General features: G+C 62.1%; 15 protein-coding genes. 3 read left to right on the top strand and 12 right to left on the bottom strand.

Translation table 11 applies throughout. From position 1 onward, the window contains the following. Positions 1 to 92 precede the first annotated feature (92 nt). Positions 93 to 1,532 carry a cardiolipin synthase gene (cls, locus tag KUO17_RS00290; RefSeq protein WP_217973066.1) on the top strand — a complete coding sequence of 480 codons (1,440 nt, stop codon included), beginning with the start codon at positions 93 to 95 and terminating at the stop codon, positions 1,530 to 1,532. Between the two features lie 5 nt (positions 1,533 to 1,537). Here cls and cfaB read toward each other — a convergent pair whose 3' ends face one another. Next, positions 1,538 to 2,722 (bottom strand): C17 cyclopropane fatty acid synthase CfaB, encoded by a 1,185-nt coding sequence (cfaB, locus tag KUO17_RS00285; RefSeq protein WP_217973065.1) that lies wholly within the window; start codon positions 2,720 to 2,722, stop codon positions 1,538 to 1,540. 190 nt (positions 2,723 to 2,912) lie between these two features. Between cfaB and lpdA the strand changes: the two genes are divergently transcribed. Next, positions 2,913 to 4,313, top strand: coding sequence for a dihydrolipoyl dehydrogenase (lpdA, locus tag KUO17_RS00280; RefSeq protein WP_217973064.1), 1,401 nt, complete (start codon positions 2,913 to 2,915; stop codon positions 4,311 to 4,313). A gap of 46 nt (positions 4,314 to 4,359) precedes the next feature. Here lpdA and hcnC read toward each other — a convergent pair whose 3' ends face one another. Genes hcnC through hcnA form a run of 3 tightly spaced genes read right to left on the bottom strand, consistent with a single transcriptional unit; the run spans position 4,360 to position 7,312 of the window. Next, positions 4,360 to 5,601, bottom strand: coding sequence for a cyanide-forming glycine dehydrogenase subunit HcnC (gene hcnC / locus KUO17_RS00275; RefSeq protein WP_217973063.1), 1,242 nt, complete (start codon positions 5,599 to 5,601; stop codon positions 4,360 to 4,362). Further along, the gene (gene hcnB, locus KUO17_RS00270) at positions 5,598 to 7,001 is read right to left on the bottom strand and encodes a cyanide-forming glycine dehydrogenase subunit HcnB (RefSeq protein WP_217973062.1); all 1,404 of its coding nucleotides are present in this window, start codon (positions 6,999 to 7,001) and stop codon (positions 5,598 to 5,600) included. Before hcnB ends, hcnC begins: the two co-directional genes overlap by 4 nt. Then, complete coding sequence (gene hcnA / locus KUO17_RS00265; protein WP_217973061.1) at positions 6,998 to 7,312, bottom strand: cyanide-forming glycine dehydrogenase subunit HcnA; 315 nt, start codon at positions 7,310 to 7,312, stop codon at positions 6,998 to 7,000. The genes hcnB and hcnA overlap by 4 nt, the downstream gene beginning before the upstream one ends. Before the next feature lie 176 nt (positions 7,313 to 7,488). On the opposite strand from hcnA, the gene KUO17_RS00260 reads away from it, so the two are divergent. Then, complete coding sequence (locus KUO17_RS00260; RefSeq protein ID WP_341869570.1) at positions 7,489 to 9,702, top strand: LTA synthase family protein; 2,214 nt, start codon at positions 7,489 to 7,491, stop codon at positions 9,700 to 9,702. Positions 9,703 to 9,920: 218 nt separating this feature from the next. Here KUO17_RS00260 and KUO17_RS00255 read toward each other — a convergent pair whose 3' ends face one another. From KUO17_RS00255 to atpA, 8 genes are all read right to left on the bottom strand, one after another. Then, positions 9,921 to 10,532: an LbetaH domain-containing protein gene (locus KUO17_RS00255; RefSeq protein WP_217973059.1), complete on the bottom strand. Its 612-nt coding sequence runs from the start codon at positions 10,530 to 10,532 to the stop codon at positions 9,921 to 9,923. 261 nt (positions 10,533 to 10,793) lie between these two features. Next, on the bottom strand, positions 10,794 to 12,629 hold the full coding sequence (gene glmS, locus KUO17_RS00250; protein WP_217973058.1) for a glutamine--fructose-6-phosphate transaminase (isomerizing): 1,836 nt from the start codon (positions 12,627 to 12,629) through the stop codon (positions 10,794 to 10,796). 11 nt (positions 12,630 to 12,640) lie between these two features. Beyond that, positions 12,641 to 13,408 carry a DeoR/GlpR family DNA-binding transcription regulator gene (locus KUO17_RS00245; protein ID WP_217973057.1) on the bottom strand — a complete coding sequence of 256 codons (768 nt, stop codon included), beginning with the start codon at positions 13,406 to 13,408 and terminating at the stop codon, positions 12,641 to 12,643. 196 nt (positions 13,409 to 13,604) lie between these two features. Beyond that, entirely contained in the window at positions 13,605 to 14,972 is a 1,368-nt protein-coding gene (gene glmU / locus KUO17_RS00240; protein WP_217973056.1) for a bifunctional UDP-N-acetylglucosamine diphosphorylase/glucosamine-1-phosphate N-acetyltransferase GlmU, read from the bottom strand. A gap of 124 nt (positions 14,973 to 15,096) precedes the next feature. After that, a complete protein-coding gene (locus KUO17_RS00235; protein WP_217973055.1) occupies positions 15,097 to 15,516 on the bottom strand; it encodes a F0F1 ATP synthase subunit epsilon in 420 nt (139 codons plus the stop codon). A gap of 44 nt (positions 15,517 to 15,560) precedes the next feature. Next, positions 15,561 to 16,937 carry a F0F1 ATP synthase subunit beta gene (gene atpD, locus KUO17_RS00230; RefSeq protein ID WP_043860663.1) on the bottom strand — a complete coding sequence of 459 codons (1,377 nt, stop codon included), beginning with the start codon at positions 16,935 to 16,937 and terminating at the stop codon, positions 15,561 to 15,563. A gap of 27 nt (positions 16,938 to 16,964) precedes the next feature. Continuing rightward, positions 16,965 to 17,825, bottom strand: coding sequence for a F0F1 ATP synthase subunit gamma (gene atpG / locus KUO17_RS00225; protein WP_163948050.1), 861 nt, complete (start codon positions 17,823 to 17,825; stop codon positions 16,965 to 16,967). Between the two features lie 50 nt (positions 17,826 to 17,875). Beyond that, the gene (atpA, locus tag KUO17_RS00220; RefSeq protein ID WP_163948047.1) at positions 17,876 to 19,420 is read right to left on the bottom strand and encodes a F0F1 ATP synthase subunit alpha; all 1,545 of its coding nucleotides are present in this window, start codon (positions 19,418 to 19,420) and stop codon (positions 17,876 to 17,878) included. Between the last annotated feature and the right edge of the window lie 8 nt (positions 19,421 to 19,428).

The following is a 19,428-nucleotide window of genomic DNA, read 5'->3' as shown; positions in this document are numbered from 1 at the left end:
CACAGGTTAGACGCGTTTTTACGCTTTCGGTTGCAAGGGCAGTCACGAACATGCTCTGTTAGCAGGCAATGCCCTCGGACAGCAGGACGTGTATGGATTATCACAGCCCCTACTTCTTCGGTTACCTGATCGGCGTGATTCACCTGCTGGGCATCATCGCGGCCTTGCATGCCGTGTTCACCGTGCGCACCGCTCAAGGCGCGATCGCCTGGGCCATGTCCTTGCTGTTCATCCCCTACTTCACACTGATCCCGTACCTGGTGTTTGGCAGTCGCACCTTCGACGCCTATATCAAGGCACGTCGCCAGGCCAATCGCGAAATGCACGTGGCCATGGCCGACCTCAACTGGCGGCCGTGGGTCGAGGAAGCACTGGCAGCACGCAACTCCGAATCCTATGCCGCGCTGCGTGCCATGCCCAGGTTGGGTCGCATGCCGTGCCTGGCCAACAACCAGGTCAGCCTGCTGATCGATGGCCAGGCCACCTTCGATGCGATCTTCAAGGCCATCGAGGGTGCCACCGATACCGTGCTGATCCAGTTTTTCATCATCCATGACGATGGCCTCGGGCGTGAACTCAAGCACCTGCTGCTGCGCAAGGCTGCCGCCGGGGTGAAGATCTACGTGCTGTTCGACAGCGTCGGCAGCCACGCCCTGCCCTCAGCCTACGTTCAGGCCCTGCGCGATGGTGGCGTGAACATCCGTGCCTTCGCCACGCGCCGCGGCTGGTTCAACCGCTTTCAGGTCAACTTTCGCAACCACCGCAAGATCGTGGTAGTCGACGGCCTGCTGGGGTTTCTCGGCGGGCACAACGTGGGCGACGAGTACCTGGGCGGCAACCCGCGCCTGTCACCCTGGCGCGACACCCATGTGCAGGTCAGCGGCCCGGTGCTGGCGTGCCTGCAGGAGTCGTTCGCCGAAGACTGGTTCTGGGCCGCGCGTCAGTTGCCACCCTTGATCCTGCCCGACACCTACCCCGACGATGGCGTGCTCTGCCAGGTGCTGGCCAGCGGCCCGGCCGATCCGCAGGAAACCTGCTCGCTGTTTTTCGTCGAGGCCATCCACGCGGCACGCGAACGGGTATGGATCACCAGCCCGTATTTCATTCCCGACGAAGCCGTTTTCGCCGCACTGCGCCTGGCCGTGTTGCGTGGTGTGGACGTGCGCATCCTGATCCCCTCGCGCCCCGACCATCGCATCGTCTACGCCGCCTCCAGCCTGTTCGCCTTCGACGCGGTGCGCGCCGGCATCCGCATGTTTCGCTACGGGCCCGGGTTCCTGCACCAGAAGGTGGTGCTGATCGACAACGAGGTCAGCGCCATCGGCAGCGCCAACCTGGACAACCGTTCGTTCCGCCTCAATTTCGAGATCATGCTGCTGACCGTCGACCGCGGCTTTGCCGACCAGGTCGAGCACATGCTCAACCAGGACTTTGAACAGTCGCGGGAAATCACCGCCGACGACACCCTCGATACCCATCGCCTGCAACAGCTGGGGATGCGTATCGCCCGCCTGATTTCGCCGATTCTCTGAACCGCCTAGCGGTACAGGTCGTCACGGGTCAACGGCAGGTCATGGTGGCCATCGGCATAGGGTTTGACCGCCAGGATCTGGTGCAGGTTGATCCAGCCCTTGGTGAAAGCGTACGAGCAACCGGCCAGGTACAGCCGCCAGATGCGCAATGCACGCTCTGGCACCAGCGCCGCCGCCTTGTCGAGCTGGCTTTCCAGGCGGTCGCTCCACAGCCCCAGCGTGCGCGCGTAATGCAGGCGCAAGCTCTCTACATCGACCACCTCCAGACCCGCCTGGCTGATGCTCGCGCTGATCATCGCCAGGTGCGGCAGCTCGCCCTGGGGGAACACATAGCGCCCGATGAAGCTGCCAGCCCCGCGACCGACCGGACGCCCGTCCACGTGCTTGGCGGTGATGCCGTGGTTCATCACCAGCCCCCCTTCACGCACGGCGCCAAACAGCCGCTGGCAATACAGCGCCAGGTTGGCGTGGCCCACATGCTCGAACATGCCCACGCTCACCACCTTGTCGAAACGTCCATCCTGCGGCAGGTCGCGGTAATCGAGAATCTGCAGCTGGACCTGGCCTTCCAGGCCCTCGGCCTTGACCCGTTTGCGCGCTAGCTTGAGCTGTTCCTTGCTCAGGGTAATGCCGAACACCCTGGCACCGAACTCACGTGCGGCATAGCGCGACAGCCCGCCCCACCCGCATCCCACATCCAGCAGGTAGTCGCCCTGCTGCAAGCGCAGCTTGCGGCACAGGTGCTCGAACTTGTTCTGCTGGGCCTGTTCGAGGGTATCGCCAAGGTGCTTGAAGTACGCGCAGGAGTAGGCCATGTCCGGGTCCAGCCACAGCTGGTAGAAGGCGTTGGACAGGTCGTAATGGTAGGAAATGGCTGCCGCGTCGGTGGCCTTGTCGTGCTCGCTGCGCACGGGTTGGTCGTCTTCCTCGTCCTTGAGCAGGGCCTGGCTGAGCGCATCGCACACACGGATCACTTCGGCGATGGTGCCCTCGAGCTCCAGCTTGCCTTCGACGAACGCCGCACCCAGTTCATCCAGGCTGGGGTGCGTCAGCTGGCTGATCAGTTGGGGGTCCTTGACCACGATGGTGACGTGCGGCGCAGGCCCCAGGTCGAACTGGTGGCCATCCCAAAGCTTGAGTCGCAAGGGCAACTGCAGGCTCTGCAGAGCAGGTGGAAGTTGCGCAAGCATGAAAGGAGTCTCCCGTTGTTTCTCGCACTACTGCGAAAAAGGGTAGTCCATCCACGGAAATCTTCAGCCTGACACCACCATGGTTGCAGGCGCGCCCCCCCTGAAAGGTAGTGCGATAAATTGTATACAACCTCCAAAGCAGCAGACTAACCTTGGCGCCATTGTCGATTCTTCATCCGGGAGTACAACAATGAAAGCCTATGATGTCGTGATCATCGGTGGCGGTCCTGGCGGCTACAACGCTGCCATCCGCGCCGGTCAGCTGGGCCTGAGCGTGGCCTGCATAGAGGGCCGCGCCACCCTGGGCGGCACCTGCCTGAACGTCGGCTGCATGCCGTCCAAGGCGCTGCTGCATGCCTCCGAGCTGTATGAAGCCGCCGCCGGCAGCGAGTTCGCCAACCTCGGCATCGAGGTCAAGCCGAACCTGAACCTGGCGCAGATGATGAAACAGAAGGACGAGAGCGTCGCCGGCCTGACCAAGGGCATCGAGTTCCTGTTTCGCAAGAACAAGGTCGACTGGATCAAGGGCTGGGGCCAGCTCGATGGCGTGGGCAAGGTCAAGGTGACCGACGATCAGGGCGCAGTCACCGAGCTGCAGGCCAAGGACATCGTCATCGCCACCGGCTCCGAGCCGACGCCGCTGCCCGGCGTGACGATCGACAACCAGCGCATCATCGACTCCACCGGCGCCCTCGCCCTGCCCCAGGTGCCCAGGCACCTGGTGGTGATCGGCGCGGGCGTGATCGGCCTGGAGCTGGGTTCGGTGTGGCGCCGACTCGGTAGCCAGGTGACCGTGGTGGAATACCTGGACCGCATATGCCCCGGCACCGACGAAGAAACCGCCAAGACGCTGCAACGTTCGCTGGCCAAGCAAGGCATGACGTTCAAGCTGGGCAGCAAGGTGACCCAGGCAACCCCGTCGGCCGACAGCGTCCGCCTGACCCTGGAGCCGGCAGCCGGCGGTACTGCCGAAACCCTCGAAGCCGACTACGTGCTGGTCGCCATCGGTCGCCGCCCTTACACCAAAGGCCTGGGGCTTGACACCGTCGGCATTGAAACCGACAAACGCGGCATGCTCGAGAACCAGGGCCATCGCACCAGCGTGCCGGGGGTGTGGGTGATCGGTGACGTCACCAGCGGCCCGATGCTCGCGCACAAGGCTGAAGACGAAGCCATTGCCTGCATCGAGCGTATCCATGGCAAGGCCCACGAGGTGAACTACGGGCTGATCCCCGGGGTGATCTACACCCGCCCCGAACTGGCCAGCGTGGGCAAGACCGAAGAGCAGCTCAAGGCTGAAGGTCGCGCCTACAAGGTCGGCAAGTTCCCGTTCATGGCCAACAGCCGGGCCAAGATCAACCACGAGACCGAAGGCTTCGCCAAGGTGCTGGCCGACGCCGAAACCGACGAGGTGCTGGGCGTGCACCTGGTGGGCCCGAGCGTCAGCGAGATGATCGGCGAGTACTGCGTGGCCATGGAATTCTCGGCCTCGGCCGAAGACATCGCACTCACCTGCCACCCGCACCCGACCCGCTCCGAAGCCTTGCGCCAGGCGGCGATGAACGTCGAAGGCATGGCCATGCAGATCTGACCTGGGTAACGTCCGCCGGCCCTCGAAGCCGAGGGCCGGTGGGTGCTTACGCCTGGACGGCGGGCGCCGTCACGAAGCGATCCGCCAGAAACGGCGACAAGTCCAGCGGCAGCGCCTCCTCATGCAGCACCTTGTCGATCAGCACACCGGTGATCGCCGAAGTCAGGATGCCGGTGCGAAAGTGTCCACAGGCATTCAGGTAGCCGCTCACGCCCTGCACCGGGCCCAGAATCGGCAGCTCGTCGGGCGAGCCCGGGCGCAGGCCGGCCCAGCTGCGCTTGAGGTTGATCTGCGCCAGCGCCGGAATGCAGCGCACCGCGCCCTGTACCAGCCCGTTGATCTCGGGGTAGGTGGTGGTGACGTCAAAGCCCTTGTCCTCGGTGGTGCTGCCGATCAGGATCTCGCCGTTGTCCTTCTGCGCCATGTAGCAATCGCTGGTGGTCAGGCAGCCCTGCAGCAGCTTGGGCATGCGCTCGGTAAGCAGGATCTGGCCTTTCACCGGCTTGACCGGAATGCTCTGGCCAGTGGCCATCTCGCTCAGCTCTGCGGCCCAGGCGCCGCCGGCGTTGATCAGGGTCTGGCAGTGGAACACCCCCTCCACATCGGTTTCGACACCGACTACCCGATCACCCTGGTGCCGCACGCCGGTGACATTGGTGTTGAGAAACACGTCGACACCGTTCTGCCGTGCGCCTTCGCTGTACGCGTCCGCCAGACGAAACGGGCTGACCTGGTGGTCGCATAGGAACTCAAGGGCGCCATGGGCATGATGGCTGACGGCAGGTTCCGCCTTGCGCAGGGCGTCGCGGTCAAGCCAGCGCACCTGGTCGGCCAGGTGCGGAATCTGCGCCACGATGTGCTCGGCGTACAGGCGGTCTTCGTCGTCGTAGATCACGTACTTGAGGCCGGTGCGCTCGAACTTGAAGTCCATGCCATGGCGCTCCATCAGTTCCTGGTGCAGGCCCGGGTACAACGCATTCGATTGAAGTGCAAAGTCGAAGAACGACTGCGGCAGGATATGCGGCGTGCTCGCATCGACCGCCACGGCGGCGCCATGGGCCTCCCGCTTGTGCTTTTGCGACATCATGCGAAAGAAGATCACCCCGCACCCCAGGCCTACCGACTCGCCGATCGCCCACAGCCCGCCGGCCGAGGCGCGCGTGGCGTTGCCCGGGCGCTTGGCGTCGATCAGGGCGATCTTCAGGTTATGGCGCTTGGACAACTGGTAGGCACACGAGGCGCCGATCACGCCCCCACCGGCGATGACCACATCATAGGTTCTGTTCATGCTTCAGCTTCCGTGCCCAGGTGTTGAAATGCGGAGAAAGGAATCGGGTCGATCGGGAAACGCGGGCGCAGCCAGCCTACGTCCGCACGCCCGGTGGCCTGGCGCAGACGGTCATTGCAGTAGCCCACGCACATGCGCCCCTGGCAGTCGCCCATGCTCACGCGGGTGCGCATCTTGAGCCCGGCCATGTCTTCGACGCCCTGCTCCAGGGCACGGTCGATATCGGCACGGGTCACATGCTCGCAGCGGCAGATCACGGTGTCTGCGCTCGGCAGCGCGACCTGTTCGGCACCGCGCAGGGTGTAGCGGTCCACGCCGGCACGAAAGCGCTTGATCGCCGCCAGTTTGCCCAGGTAGCGCTCGCGCAGCTCAAGCGCCTGTTCGGCGCTGATCACCTGAGCCTGGTGCAGGATCGACACAGCAGCAATGCGCCCGGTGAGCATGGCCGCCTCGCCACCACGAATCCCGCCCATGTCCCCGGCCAGGTGGATGTGCGGCACGCTGCTCTGCTGCCACACATTGCACTCGGCACGCAGGTAGCCATCCTCATTGAAACCGTGCGCCAGGCCCATCTGCTGGCTGAGCTGGGTACGCGGGATAAAGCCGTAGCCGACCGCCAGGGTCTGCGCCGATACGCGTTGCACACGGCTCATGTCCGGCTGCCAGGTCTCGCCGTATGGCGCAAGACGCACCTCGGCGAGCTCGGCATCGCCGTCAGCCCCCACCACACCCCAGCCATAGTTCATCGGGATGCCATTGAGCTTCAGGTAGCCGAGCATGCTCAGGCCATCGAGAAACAGCTGGGGCTTGTTCAGCAGCGCCAGGCTTTCCTTGGCGATCTTGCCGAAGGCGCAGGCTTCGTACACCCCTTCCACCTTCACCCCGGCCGCATGCAGCTGGCACGCCACCAGCGGCAGCAGCGGCCCGGTGCCGGCAATCACCGTGGTGCCCAGCGGCTTGACCACGCCGCTCTTGATCTGCAACTGCAAACCACCCAGCAGCATCACCCCGGGCAAGGTCCAGCCGGGGAACGGCACGTTGCGCTCATGGCAGCCGGCCGACAGCACCAGGTGGCTGAATTCGACCTCGTGCAGTTGCTCATCGGCCTCCAGCACCATCAGCCGCTCACCGCCTTCACCGCCCACCACCCGGGTCTGCAGGCGCACTTCGACCTGGTCGGCGCAGGCTGCGAATTCTTCATGCAGACGGTTCAATGCCGTGGCGTAGCGCTTGCCCAGGTAACCCAGGTCGACACCGCTGCGCAGCGGGCCGCGATACACCACACCGCCCAGGCGCGAGGCTTCATCGAGCAGCACGCTGCGAATGCCATGGCGGGCCAGCTCGATGGCCGCCGCCATGCCGGCCGAACCACCGCCGACAATGACTGGACGCAGGCTCATTCGACACCCTCCACGTCAAAGCGGTTGATCCCGGTCTCGACCTGCATGCCCGGCTTGACGATGGTCTGGCAGGCACGCCGCTTGGGCCGACCGTTGATCGAAACCAGGCAGCAATGGCACACGCCCATGCCGCAGAACGCCCCGGTCACCTGGCCGTGATCGTTGCGCGCCACCTGGCGCATGCCTACTGCGTGCAGCACGTTGAGCACGGTTTCGCCCGACGCAACCGGTACCGGCTGGCCGTTGAGCTCGATGGTCAGGTCAGCCCTGGGCAGGGGCTGGATATCGTAATGGCGGTCCAATGACTGCATTGCATTTCATCCTTGAAAGAGTGGCAGAGCTTCATACGGTAGGCCATCGAACCCGACTCGATATTGACCCAGGCCAGAAAAGTGGGTGTCCACTTGTTGCCGAAAGGCTGTGGAGTACGGCCGCACTTGGTACCATCACCCACATCTCCATGACGACTTGATGACGACCGGCTGCCGTGAAACTCATTTATCGCTGGTTACAGCACCCTCGCACTCCCCTCCTCGCCCTTGTCGGGCTTTTGCTGTGGGTGCCGATCGGCATGCGCCTTGCCCAGGGCTGGTCCGACCCCTTGGGCTACCTGTCCGACCTCGCCGTGGGCGGGGCACTGGTGCTGGTGCTGTATCGCCGCCCGTGGTGGCTGGCACTGCCGGTGCTGATGGCCTGGGCCGTGCTGAACCTGGCCAGCGCCGAGCTGGTGGCGGCGGTTGGCCGGCTGCCGACGCCCGCCGACCTGCATTACCTCACCGACACCCAGTTTCTGGAGAACTCGGCCGGTGGCAGCTTTGCCAACACCGGGTTCGCGGCGGCCCTCGGGCTGGGCCTGCTGCTCTGGCTGGCGAGCCTGTGGGCGGCCCGTGGAACAAAGGCCGGGGCACTGCCGCGGCGGGCCTGGACCCTACCGGCAGCGTGCCTGCTGCTGCACGCCGGCATCCAGACCCTGCAACCCAGCGAGGCGGACGAATGGCAGGTGTTCAACCTGCCCCACCAACTGATGGCGGCCGGCCTGGGCGAGGGGCAGGCCGGCATCGAAGACTGGCTGGAAGGCGACCTGGTTGATCCGCCGGTGGCCATGCAGGGCCTGACGCGGCTGGACCTGGAGGGGCGTCCGTTGCTGGAAACCCCGGGCAGTGCGCGCAATGTGCTGGTGATCGCCCTTGAGGGTATTCCGGGTGCCTACCTGGACATCAACCGGCGCACCCTGAACAGTGCCTATCAGGAACGGCTGATGCCCAAGCTCAGTACCTGGGCCGAGCGCGGCATGAACACCCCCGACTACGTCCTGCATACCCACCAGACCATTCGCGGCCTGTACGCGATGCTGTGTGGCGACTACGACAAGCTCGACAATGGCACGCCCAAGGGCGTCGAGATGCTCACGCAGAACCAGCGCAACCAGGAGTGCCTGCCGGCGCAGCTGCGCGAGCACGGCTTCAGCACGCACTACCTGCAGGGTGCGGGCCTGCGCTTCATGGCCAAGGACAAGATCATGCCGCACATCGGCTTTGATACCACTCTGGGCCTGGACTGGTTCAAGAACCCGAATTACCTGGAGTTTCCGTGGGGCAAGGACGACCGGGCGTTTTTCGAAGGTGCGCTGGACTACGTCGGGCAACTGCAGAAGGGGCGTGATCCGTGGATGCTGACCCTGCTGACCGTGGGCACCCACCAGCCCTACTCCGCACCGCAGGACTACCTGGACCGCTTCGATACACCCAAGCAGGCTGCCGTCGCCTACCTGGACGACGCTGTGGATAACTTCCTCGCCGGGCTGGAGCGCCAGGGTGTGCTCAAGGACACGCTGGTAGTGATCACCTCCGACGAGTCCCATGGCATCGACGGTGTGCGCCTGGCGTCGTCGTGGGGTTTCAACCTGTTGCTGGCGCCTGAACAGGCGCAACTGCCCCACGTGAAAAACGGCGTGTATGGCCACGTCGACCTGACCGCATCGGTGCTCGACTACTTTGGCTTCCCGATTCCCAACAGCCTGAGCGGGCGCTCCCTGCTGCGTGATTACCCGAGCGGGCGCGAGATCATGTCATTCACCAACGGCAAACTGCGCTACCACGACGGCAACGGCACCTTTACCGAGTGCGACTTCCAGCAGCGTTGCCGTGCCTATTCCAGTGCCGGGTTCATTGCCGAACGGGCCACCCTGGTCGATCGCTTCCGTGGCCAGCGGGCGCGCCAGGTGCAGGCACGCGCCAGCGCACTGGACCAATCGGTGATGGGCTCACCGCTGAACCAGCACTACCAGTTCGGCAGCGCGACGGTGATCCCGTTGCAGCCCGAGATCAAGGATGACTGGGCCGACAACCTGATCGGCGCGCAGTACCTGGAGATGCCCAAGGGCTCGCAGACGCGGGTACGCCTGACGGTGCGCTCGGCCGACCCGCAGCAGGACGCGTACATCGTGCTCAAGGCCAAGGAATTCGAGCAGGAAGTGCTGGTGGGGCTGCCCACTGAAGAGATGCTGGTGACCCCGGATCAGCCACTGGAGATGGACTTCAGCTTCGACAACACCGAAGCGCGCAAGGCGTTCTCGTTCCATTTGCTGGGGCATGGGCTGGGCGCGATCGAGGTGACCGACTTCAGCGTGGTGACGGAAGCGCCGGGGCAGATCGACGAGCTGGACGAGACGCTGGCCAAGGTGCATGCCAGCGCTGATTGAAGCGGGGGGAACTGCGAAGGCTGGCCCCTACCTCTGCAGGAGTCAGCATTGCTGCCACACAAGTGGGCACCTCTTTAACCAAGCCACGTGTGTTCGCAGGGCGTTTGCGAGGGAAGCCACTCCAAAGTAATTAAGCTTGCATACGATGGGTCCCCAAGAGATTACGGCCAAGCAGCATTCACGATGTCGAGCGTGGTCAGCTCTGAGGTTGGCGCTGCTCAATCGTAGGCGAACTGGTCAATCAACCCCAGACGTGGAACGTGGGTGTTTGGCCGTAGTAGCGCGCCGGGAGCGATGACTGCGTTTGCCCCAATTTTGCAGCCGTCACCGACCAAGGCACCGAATTTATTCACTCCTGTCTCGATCACATTACCTTCATGGCGAATTTTGATATCCGCACCATCCAGTTCGTTACGGTAATTGGCAATGATTGCACCTGCTTCAATATTTACGCCCTCGCCAATTAACGAGTCGCCGACAAAGTTGAAATGTGCCAACTTGCTTCCACCAAGCATGAAGCTACTTTTCATTTCGCAGCTTGGGCCAACAATGCAATTGCTGCCGAGGTAAACGCCTCCACGCAGGTAAGCTCCCGCTGCTACAAATGATCCTTCGCCGATGATAATCGCGCCTTTCAGCACCGCCCCTTGCTCGACAACGGCACTTTCGTGGATGGCACAGTTTCCATGGCGTCGATAACCCACGCCAAGGCCTGCCAACAAGGCCAAAACCTGGTTTTCGCAGTCTTGAGAAATCAGCCAAGCGGCAGGGGGTACCAAGCCCAGAAAGGGCCAACGAGAAATAAACGTACTGATCTCAAATAGCTTCATAGAAATTCTTCCGGTACAGGTAAGGTGCGGGTATCCACGCGGCGGAAGCTAGGACATGGAGTTCCCCCCAAAATTCAAGTGCACCTCTGTCTGGGCTTTGCTGGCCTGCCAGAGCCCGTAAACGACGTGGCCTACAATGCGGCACGCAGGAAAACGTCGCTGGCTGCTCATCCGGGGGGCAGGAAGGCGCCAGCGACAGACTTTATTTATTTCCGACAGACTTTATTTCGTAGCTTCAAGGAGGGCTCATCCGAACCCGCCCTACTCCACCGTCACCGACTTGGCCAGGTTGCGCGGCTGGTCAACGTCGGTCCCCTTGAGCACCGCCACGTAGTACGACAGCAACTGCAACGGAATGGTGTAGAGGATCGGCGCCAGTGCATCGATGATGTGCGGCATGGCGATCACATGGGTGCCCTCGCCATTGCTCATCCCAGCCTTCTCGTCTGCGAACACGATCAGTTCGCCACCACGCGCGCGCACTTCCTGCAGGTTGGATTTGAGCTTCTCCAGCAGTTCGTTGTTCGGCGCCACGGTGACCACCGGCATGTCGGCATCCACCAGGGCCAGCGGACCATGCTTGAGCTCACCGGCCGGGTAGGCTTCGGCGTGGATGTAGGAGATCTCCTTGAGCTTGAGCGCACCTTCCATCGCCACCGGGAACTGCGCGCCACGGCCCAGGAACAGGGTGTGGTGCTTGTCGGCGAACAGTTCGGAGATCTTCTCGATGGTGGTGTCCATCGCCAGCGCTTCACCCAGGCGCACCGGCAGGCAACGCAGCTGTTCGACCAGTTCGGCCTCCACCGCCGCCGGCAAGGTGCCGCGCACACGGCCCAGCGACAGGGTCAGCAGCATCAGCGAAACCAACTGGGTGGTGAACGCCTTGGTCGAGGCCACGCCGATCTCAGGGCCCGCACGGGTCAGGAGGGTCAGGTCGGACTCACGCACCAGCGAGCTGATGCCCACGTTGCAGATCGCCAGGCTGGCCAGAAAGCCCAGCTCCTTGGCATTGCGCAACGCCGCCAGGGTGTCGGCGGTTTCGCCCGACTGGGAGATCGATACGAACAGCGTGTCCGGCTGCACCACCACCTTGCGGTAGCGGAACTCGCTGGCCACCTCGACCTGGCAAGGAATACCCGCCAGTTCTTCGAGCCAGTAACGCGCAACCATGCCGGCGTGGTAGCTGGTGCCGCAAGCGACGATCTGAACGTTGCGCACCTTGGGGAACAGCTCGGCAGCCTTCGGACCGAACGCCTGCACCAGCACATGGTCGGCGCCCAGGCGATCTTCGAGCGTGCGCTGCACGACGGTGGGCTGCTCGTGGATTTCCTTGAGCATGAAGTGACGGTACTGGCCTTTGTCGGCCGCTTCGGCGCCCTCGTGGTACTGCACGCTTTCACGCTGCACCGGCTGACCGTTGATGTCCCAGATAGCGATCTGGTCGCGACGGATCTCGGCGATATCGCCTTCTTCCAGGTACATGAAGCGGTCGGTGACCTGGCGCAGGGCCAACTGGTCGGAGGCCAGGAAGTTCTCGCCATGGCCCAGGCCGATCACCAGCGGGCTGCCGCTGCGCGCTGCCAGCAGGCGGTCAGGCTGATGCGCACTGATCACCGCCAGGCCATAGGCGCCATGCAGTTGCTTGACCGTGGCCTTCAATGCGTCGGCCAGCTCCGGCACGCTCTTGAGCGTGTGGTGCAGCAGGTGCACGATCACTTCGGTGTCGGTCTGCGAGGTGAACACGTAGCCCAGGCCCTTGAGCTGCTCACGCAAGGCGTCATGGTTCTCGATGATGCCGTTGTGCACCACCGCCAGTTCATGCCCGGAGAAATGCGGGTGTGCATTGCCTTCGGTCGGCGCACCATGGGTAGCCCAGCGGGTGTGGGCGATGCCCAGGGTGCCGGCCAGCGGCTCGGCGGCGACGGCCGCTTCCAGCTCGCCGACCTTGCCGATGCGACGACGGCGCTCCAGGTTGCCCTGCTGCGTGAACACGGCAAGGCCGGCACTGTCGTAGCCACGGTATTCCAGGCGCTTGAGGCCTTCGATCAGGATGGTGGTGATGTTACGTTCGGCGACGGCGCCCACGATTCCACACATAGATATTGCTCCTAGCTGATGGCGGCACAGATCAGGTTGATGCCGCGGGCTTGAATATGTTCGCGTGCCTCAAGGGGCAGGCGCTCATCGGTAATCAGGGTGTTCACGCTGCCCCAGGGCAGCTCCAGGTTGGGAATCTTGCGCCCGACCTTGTCCGACTCGACCATCACGATCACTTCGCGGGCCACCTCGGCCATGACCCGGCTCAGGCCCAGCAGCTCGTTGAAGGTGGTGGTGCCGCGCACCAGGTCGATACCGTCGGCGCCAATGAACAGTTGGTCGAAATCGTAAGAGCGTAGTACCTGCTCGGCGACCTGGCCCTGGAACGATTCCGAATGCGGGTCCCAGGTGCCACCGGTCATCAACAGCACCGGCTCGTGCTCCAGTTCGCTCAGGGCGCGGGCTACATTCAGTGAATTGGTCATCACCACCAGGCCGGGCTGCTGGCCCAGTTCCGGGATCATCGAGGCGGTGGTGCTGCCACTGTCGATGATGATCCGCGCATGCTCACGAATGCGTGCCACCGCGGCCCGAGCGATCGCCTGCTTGTACAGGGAAACCGGCTGGCTCTGGTCGGCGAACAGTTCCTGCGGCAGGGTCACCGCACCGCCATAGCGACGCAGCAGCAGGCCATTGGCCTCCAGCGCGGCCAGGTCCTTGCGGATGGTCACTTCGGAGGTTTCAAAACGTTTGGCCAAGGCATCCACACTCACTTCACCCTGCTCATGCAGCAGCGCAAGGATGTTATGGCGACGTTGTGGCGTATTGCGCTTCGACATGGGAGCCTAAGTTTCGGTTCGAAAGATAACGAAGCCAATCAAAACCTAAAGCTTTCATTTGGTCAAGCACCGTTGGAGATTTTTCGCTGTGGATAACGTTGCAGGCAGCGCGTGGGTTATCCACACGCGACGCTTGCCCACAAAAAAGCCGACTTATGCACACGCCAGTCGGCTTGATGTTCAGCTGTGAATAACTTCAGCTTTTCTTGATTTTTTCAGGCCGCTTCCAACCGTCGATATTGCGCTGACGACCCCGCGCTACGCCCAACTGGCCTGCTTCGACATTCTGGGTAATGGTGGAACCCGCCGCGGTGGTGGCACCGTCGAGGATATCCACAGGCGCCACCAGCGAGTTGTTGGAGCCGATGAATACATCCTCACCGAGCACGGTGCGGAATTTGTTCGCCCCGTCGTAGTTGCAGGTGATGGTGCCGGCGCCAATGTTGGTGCGCGCACCTACCTCGGCATCGCCCAGGTAGGTCAGGTGGCCGGCCTTGGCGCCCTCACCCAGGTGGGCATTCTTCAGTTCGACAAAGTTACCCACATGCGCGCGCGCGTCCAGCACGCTGCCGGGGCGCAAGCGTGCGAACGGGCCCGCATCGCTACCCTCTCCCATCACCGCGCCTTCGAGATGACTGTTGGCCTTGACCACGGCACCTTTGCGCAAGGTGGTGTTCTTGATCACGCAGTTGGGGCCGATGATCACGTCGTCCTCGATCACCACGCGGCCTTCAAGAATCACGTTGATATCGATCAGCACATCACGACCAACGCTCACTTCACCGCGTACATCGAAGCGCGCCGGGTCACGCAGGGTCACGCCCTGGGCCATCAGGCGGCGGCCTTCACGCAACTGGTAATGACGCTCCAGCTCGGCAAGCTGACGGCGATCATTGGCGCCCTGCACTTCCATCGGGTCCAGCGGCTGCTCGGTGGCCACCACCAGGCCGTCGCTGACCGCCATGGCGATCACGTCAGTCAGGTAGTACTCGCCCTGGGCATTGTTGTTGGACAGGCGGCCCAACCATTCGGCCAGGCGCGCGCCCGGCACCGCGAGAATACCGGTATTGCCTTCGGCGATGGCTTTCTGTGCCTCGCTGGCGTCCTTGTGCTCGACGATAGCCGAGACCTGGCCGGCCTCATCGCGCACGATGCGCCCGTAGCCCGTTGGATCGGCCAGGGTTACGGTGAGCAGGCCCAGTTGCTGCGGGGTCACCTTGGCCAACAGCCGATGCAGTGTATCGACTTCGATCAGCGGTACATCGCCGTAGAGGATCAGCACTGTTTCGGCGCTGAGTGCCGGCAGGGCCTGTGCCACGGCGTGGCCGGTACCCAGTTGCTTGTCCTGCAGCACGAAATTCAGGTCATCGGCGGCCAGGCGTTCACGCACAAGCTCAGCACCATGCCCGATCACCACGTGGATACCCTGCGGCTTGAGCTGGCGAGCGCTGTGGATAACATGGCCGAGCATGGAGTCGCCGGCCACCGGGTGCAGTACCTTGGGCAACGCCGAACGCATGCGGGTGCCCTGGCCTGCCGCGAGAATAACGATATCGAGAGACATTGACTGGCTACCAATCCTGGGGGGTCAGCGAGGTGACCAAAAAGAAGAATCGCGGAAAAAGAAAAAGGGTAGCCGAGGCTACCCTTTAACTCAATCGCGCAAAGCAATCAGCCGGTGGGCTGGATCACTTTCCTTTGCGCATCGCCTGAACGGTACGCAGCTGGGCTGCGGCTTCGGCCAGACGTGCAGCAGCGGCGCCGTAGTCGAAATCCGCGCCTTTTGCATTCAGGGCGTTCTCGGCAGCCTTGAGGGCTTCCTGGGCCTGAGCTTCGTCCAGGTCGGCAGCACGTTGCACGGTATCGGCAAGCACCTTGACCATGTTCGGCTGGACCTCGAGGAAACCACCAGAGATGTAGAACACCTCTTGGGTGCCACCCTGCTTGGTCAGCGTGATCGGACCTGGCTTGAGATTAGTGATCAGCGGGGCGTGGCCTGGAGCGATACCAAGATCACCCAGGTTGCCGTGCGCAATCACCATCTCGACCAGGCCGGAGAAGATCTCTCCTTCCGCGCTGACGATATCGCAATGGACTGTCATAGCCATCTGCTTGCCTCAACCTGATTAGCGCCCCTTACGGGGCGCCGGGATTACAGTTTCTTGGCTTTCTCGACTGCTTCTTCGATGCCGCCGACCATGTAGAACGCTTGTTCTGGCAGGTGGTCGTAGTCACCGTTGAGGATGCCTTTGAAGCCAGCAATGGTGTCTTTCAGGGAAACGTATTTGCCTGGAGAACCGGTGAAGACTTCAGCCACGAAGAACGGCTGGGACAGGAAGCGCTGGATCTTACGAGCGCGCGATACCAGTTGCTTGTCGGTCTCGGACAGTTCGTCCATGCCCAGGATCGCAATGATGTCCTTCAGCTCTTTGTAGCGCTGCAGCACGTATTGAACGCCACGAGCAGTTTCATAGTGCTCGTTGCCGATCACGTTCGGGTCCAGCTGGCGCGAAGTCGAGTCCAGTGGATCGACCGCTGGGTAGATACCCAGGGAGGCGATGTCACGGGACAGTACGACGGTGGCGTCCAAGTGGGCGAAGGTGGTCGCTGGCGACGGGTCGGTCAGGTCGTCCGCAGGTACGTATACCGCTTGGATCGAGGTGATCGAACCTTCCTTGGTCGAAGTGATACGCTCTTGCAGAACGCCCATCTCTTCAGCCAGGGTCGGCTGGTAACCTACTGCCGAAGGCATACGGCCCAGCAGTGCGGATACTTCGGTACCGGCCAGGGTGTAACGATAGATGTTGTCGACGAACAGCAGAACGTCGTTACCTTCGTCACGGAACTTCTCGGCCATGGTCAGGCCGGTCAGCGCTACGCGCAGACGGTTGCCTGGTGGCTCGTTCATCTGACCGTAGACCAAGGCTACTTTGTCGAGAACGTTGGAGTCCTTCATCTCGTGGTAGAAGTCGTTACCCTCACGGGTACGCTCGCCCACACCGGCGAACACGGAATAACCGCTGTGCTCGATGGCGATGTTACGGATCAGCTCCATCATGTTTACGGTCTTGCCTACACCGGCACCACCGAACAGACCGACTTTACCGCCTTTGGCAAACGGGCAAACCAGGTCGATAACCTTGATGCCGGTTTCGAGCAGGTCGTTGCCGCCTGCCTGGTCTGCGAACGATGGCGCTTCACGGTGGATGCCCCAACGCTCTTCTTCACCGATCGGGCCAGCTTCGTCGATCGGGTTGCCCAGCACGTCCATGATCCGGCCCAGGGTCGCTTTACCGACCGGTACGGAGATGGCTGCGCCACTGTCGACGACGTCCAGACCGCGCTTCAAGCCTTCGGTCGAGCCCATCGCAATGGTACGGACCACGCCGTCGCCCAGCTGCTGCTGAACTTCCAGGGTGGTTTCCGCGCCTTGTACTTTCAATGCGTTGTAAACGCTCGGCACGCTGTCACGTGGGAATTCCACGTCGATGACGGCGCCGATGATTTGAACGATACGTCCGCTACTCATAGCTGGATCCTCTGAATATTTGAACCGTTAAACCGCGGCAGCGCCGCCGACGATTTCCGAGATCTCTTGGGTGATCGCAGCCTGACGCGCCTTGTTGTAGATCAGCTGCAATTCGCTGATCAGATCGCCGGCGTTGTCAGTGGCGTTCTTCATTGCGATCATCCGCGCAGCTTGTTCAGCCGCGTTGTTCTCGACCACCGCCTGGTAGACCTGCGACTCCACGTAACGCACCATCAAGCCGTCCAGCAGCTCTTTGGCGTCAGGTTCGTAGAGGTAGTCCCAGTGGTGCTTGAGTTCTTGATCCGGGGTTGCAACCAACGGAATCAACTGCTCGACCGTTGGGGCTTGCGTCATGGTATTGATGAACTTGTTCGATACCACGGACAGACGATCGATACGACCATCCAGGTAAGCGTCCAGCATCACCTTGACGCTGCCGATCAGATCATTGATCGACGGCTCTTCGCCCAGGTGGCTGATCGCTGCAACGACGTTGCCGCCGAAGCTGCGGAAAAACGCCGCACCTTTGCTGCCGACCACGCACAGATCGATTTCGATCCCTTGCTCGCGGTTGGCTGCCATGTCCTTGACCAGGGCCTTGAACAGGTTGGTGTTCAAGCCACCGCACAGACCACGGTCACTGCTCACGACCACATAACCGGCGCGCTTGACAGGGCGATCGATCATGAAGGGGTGGCGGTATTCCGGGTTGGCGTTGGCCAGATGACCAATCACCTGGCGGATACGCTCCGCATAAGGACGGCTAGCAGCCATGCGCATTTGAGCCTTGCGCATCTTGCTGACCGCCACTTTTTCCATGGCGCTGGTAATTTTTTGCGTGCTTTTGATGCTCGCAATCTTACTGCGAATCTCTTTTGCGCCTGCCATGTAACACCTATCAGGTTAGCAAGCGGGGGCTGCAAAGCCCCCGCTGCGGCTTACCAGGTTTGGGTGGCCTTGAACTTCTCGATACCGGCTTTGATGCCTGCATCGATTTCGTCGTTGAAGTCACCCTTCACGTTGATCTTCGCCATCAGTTCGGCGTGATCACGGTTGAAGTAAGCAATCAGCGCTTGTTCGAAGCTACCGATCTTGGTGATTTCAACGTCGGTCAGGAACCCACGCTCAGCGGCATACAGCGACAGCGCCATGTCCGCGATGGACATTGGAGCGTATTGCTTCTGCTTCATCAGCTCGGTCACACGTTGACCGTGCTCGAGTTGCTTGCGGGTGGCTTCGTCCAGGTCAGAAGCGAACTGGGCGAATGCCGCCAGTTCACGGTACTGAGCCAGAGCGGTACGGATACCACCGGAAAGCTTCTTGATGATCTTGGTCTGAGCGGCACCACCCACACGCGATACCGAAACACCGGCGTTCACTGCAGGGCGGATGCCCGAGTTGAACATGGCCGATTCCAGGAAGATCTGACCGTCGGTGATCGAGATCACGTTGGTCGGAACGAACGCGGAAACGTCGCCAGCCTGGGTTTCGATGATCGGCAGTGCGGTCAGCGAGCCGGTCTTGCCAGTTACGGCACCGTTGGTGAACTTCTCTACGTACTCTTCGGAAACGCGCGATGCACGCTCCAGCAGACGGGAGTGGAGATAGAACACGTCACCTGGGTACGCTTCGCGACCTGGTGGACGGCGCAGCAGCAGGGAAATCTGACGGTAGGCAACGGCCTGCTTGGACAGGTCATCGTAGACGATCAGAGCATCTTCACCGCGGTCACGGAAGAACTCGCCCATGGTGCAACCGGCGTATGGCGCCAGGAATTGCAGTGCGGCGGATTCCGAAGCACTGGCAACCACCACGATGGTGTTGGCCAGGGCGCCGTTTTCTTCCAGCTTGCGAACGATGTTGGCAACGGTCGAACGCTTCTGGCCGACAGCAACATACACACAGAAAATACCGGAGTCTTTCTGGTTGATGATGGCGTCGATGGCCATGGCGGTCTTGCCGATCTGACGGTCACCGATGATCAGCTCACGCTGGCCACGGCCGACAGGGATCATGGCGTCAACCGATTTGTAGCCAGTCTGTACAGGCTGGTCTACCGATTTACGCCAGATAACGCCAGGTGCAACCTTTTCAACAGCGTCGGTCTCGGTGTTGTTCAGCGGACCTTTGCCATCGATTGGGTTACCCAGTGCGTCGACAACGCGACCCAGCAGTTCCTTACCCACCGGAACTTCGAGGATGCGGCCGGTGCACTTGGCGCTCATGCCTTCAGCGAGGGTGTCGTACGCGCCCAGTACTACCGCACCAACGGAGTCTTGCTCCAGGTTGAGGGCCATACCGAACACGCCGCCCGGAAACTCGATCATTTCGCCGTACATAGCGTCGGCCAGACCGTGAATCCGCACGATACCGTCAGAAACGCTGACGACAGTACCTTCGTTGCGGGCTTGGGAGGCTACATCGAGTTTCTCGATGCGGCCCTTGATGATTTCACTAATTTCGGAAGGATTGAGTTGCTGCATTGCTCTGC

Origin of the sequence: Pseudomonas aegrilactucae (assembly GCF_019168305.1) — a bacterium.
Taxonomy (GTDB): Bacteria; Pseudomonadota; Gammaproteobacteria; order Pseudomonadales; family Pseudomonadaceae; genus Aquipseudomonas; species Aquipseudomonas aegrilactucae.
Note: the sequence above shows the minus strand (reverse complement) of the source record. Positions and strands in the feature narration are given on the sequence as shown.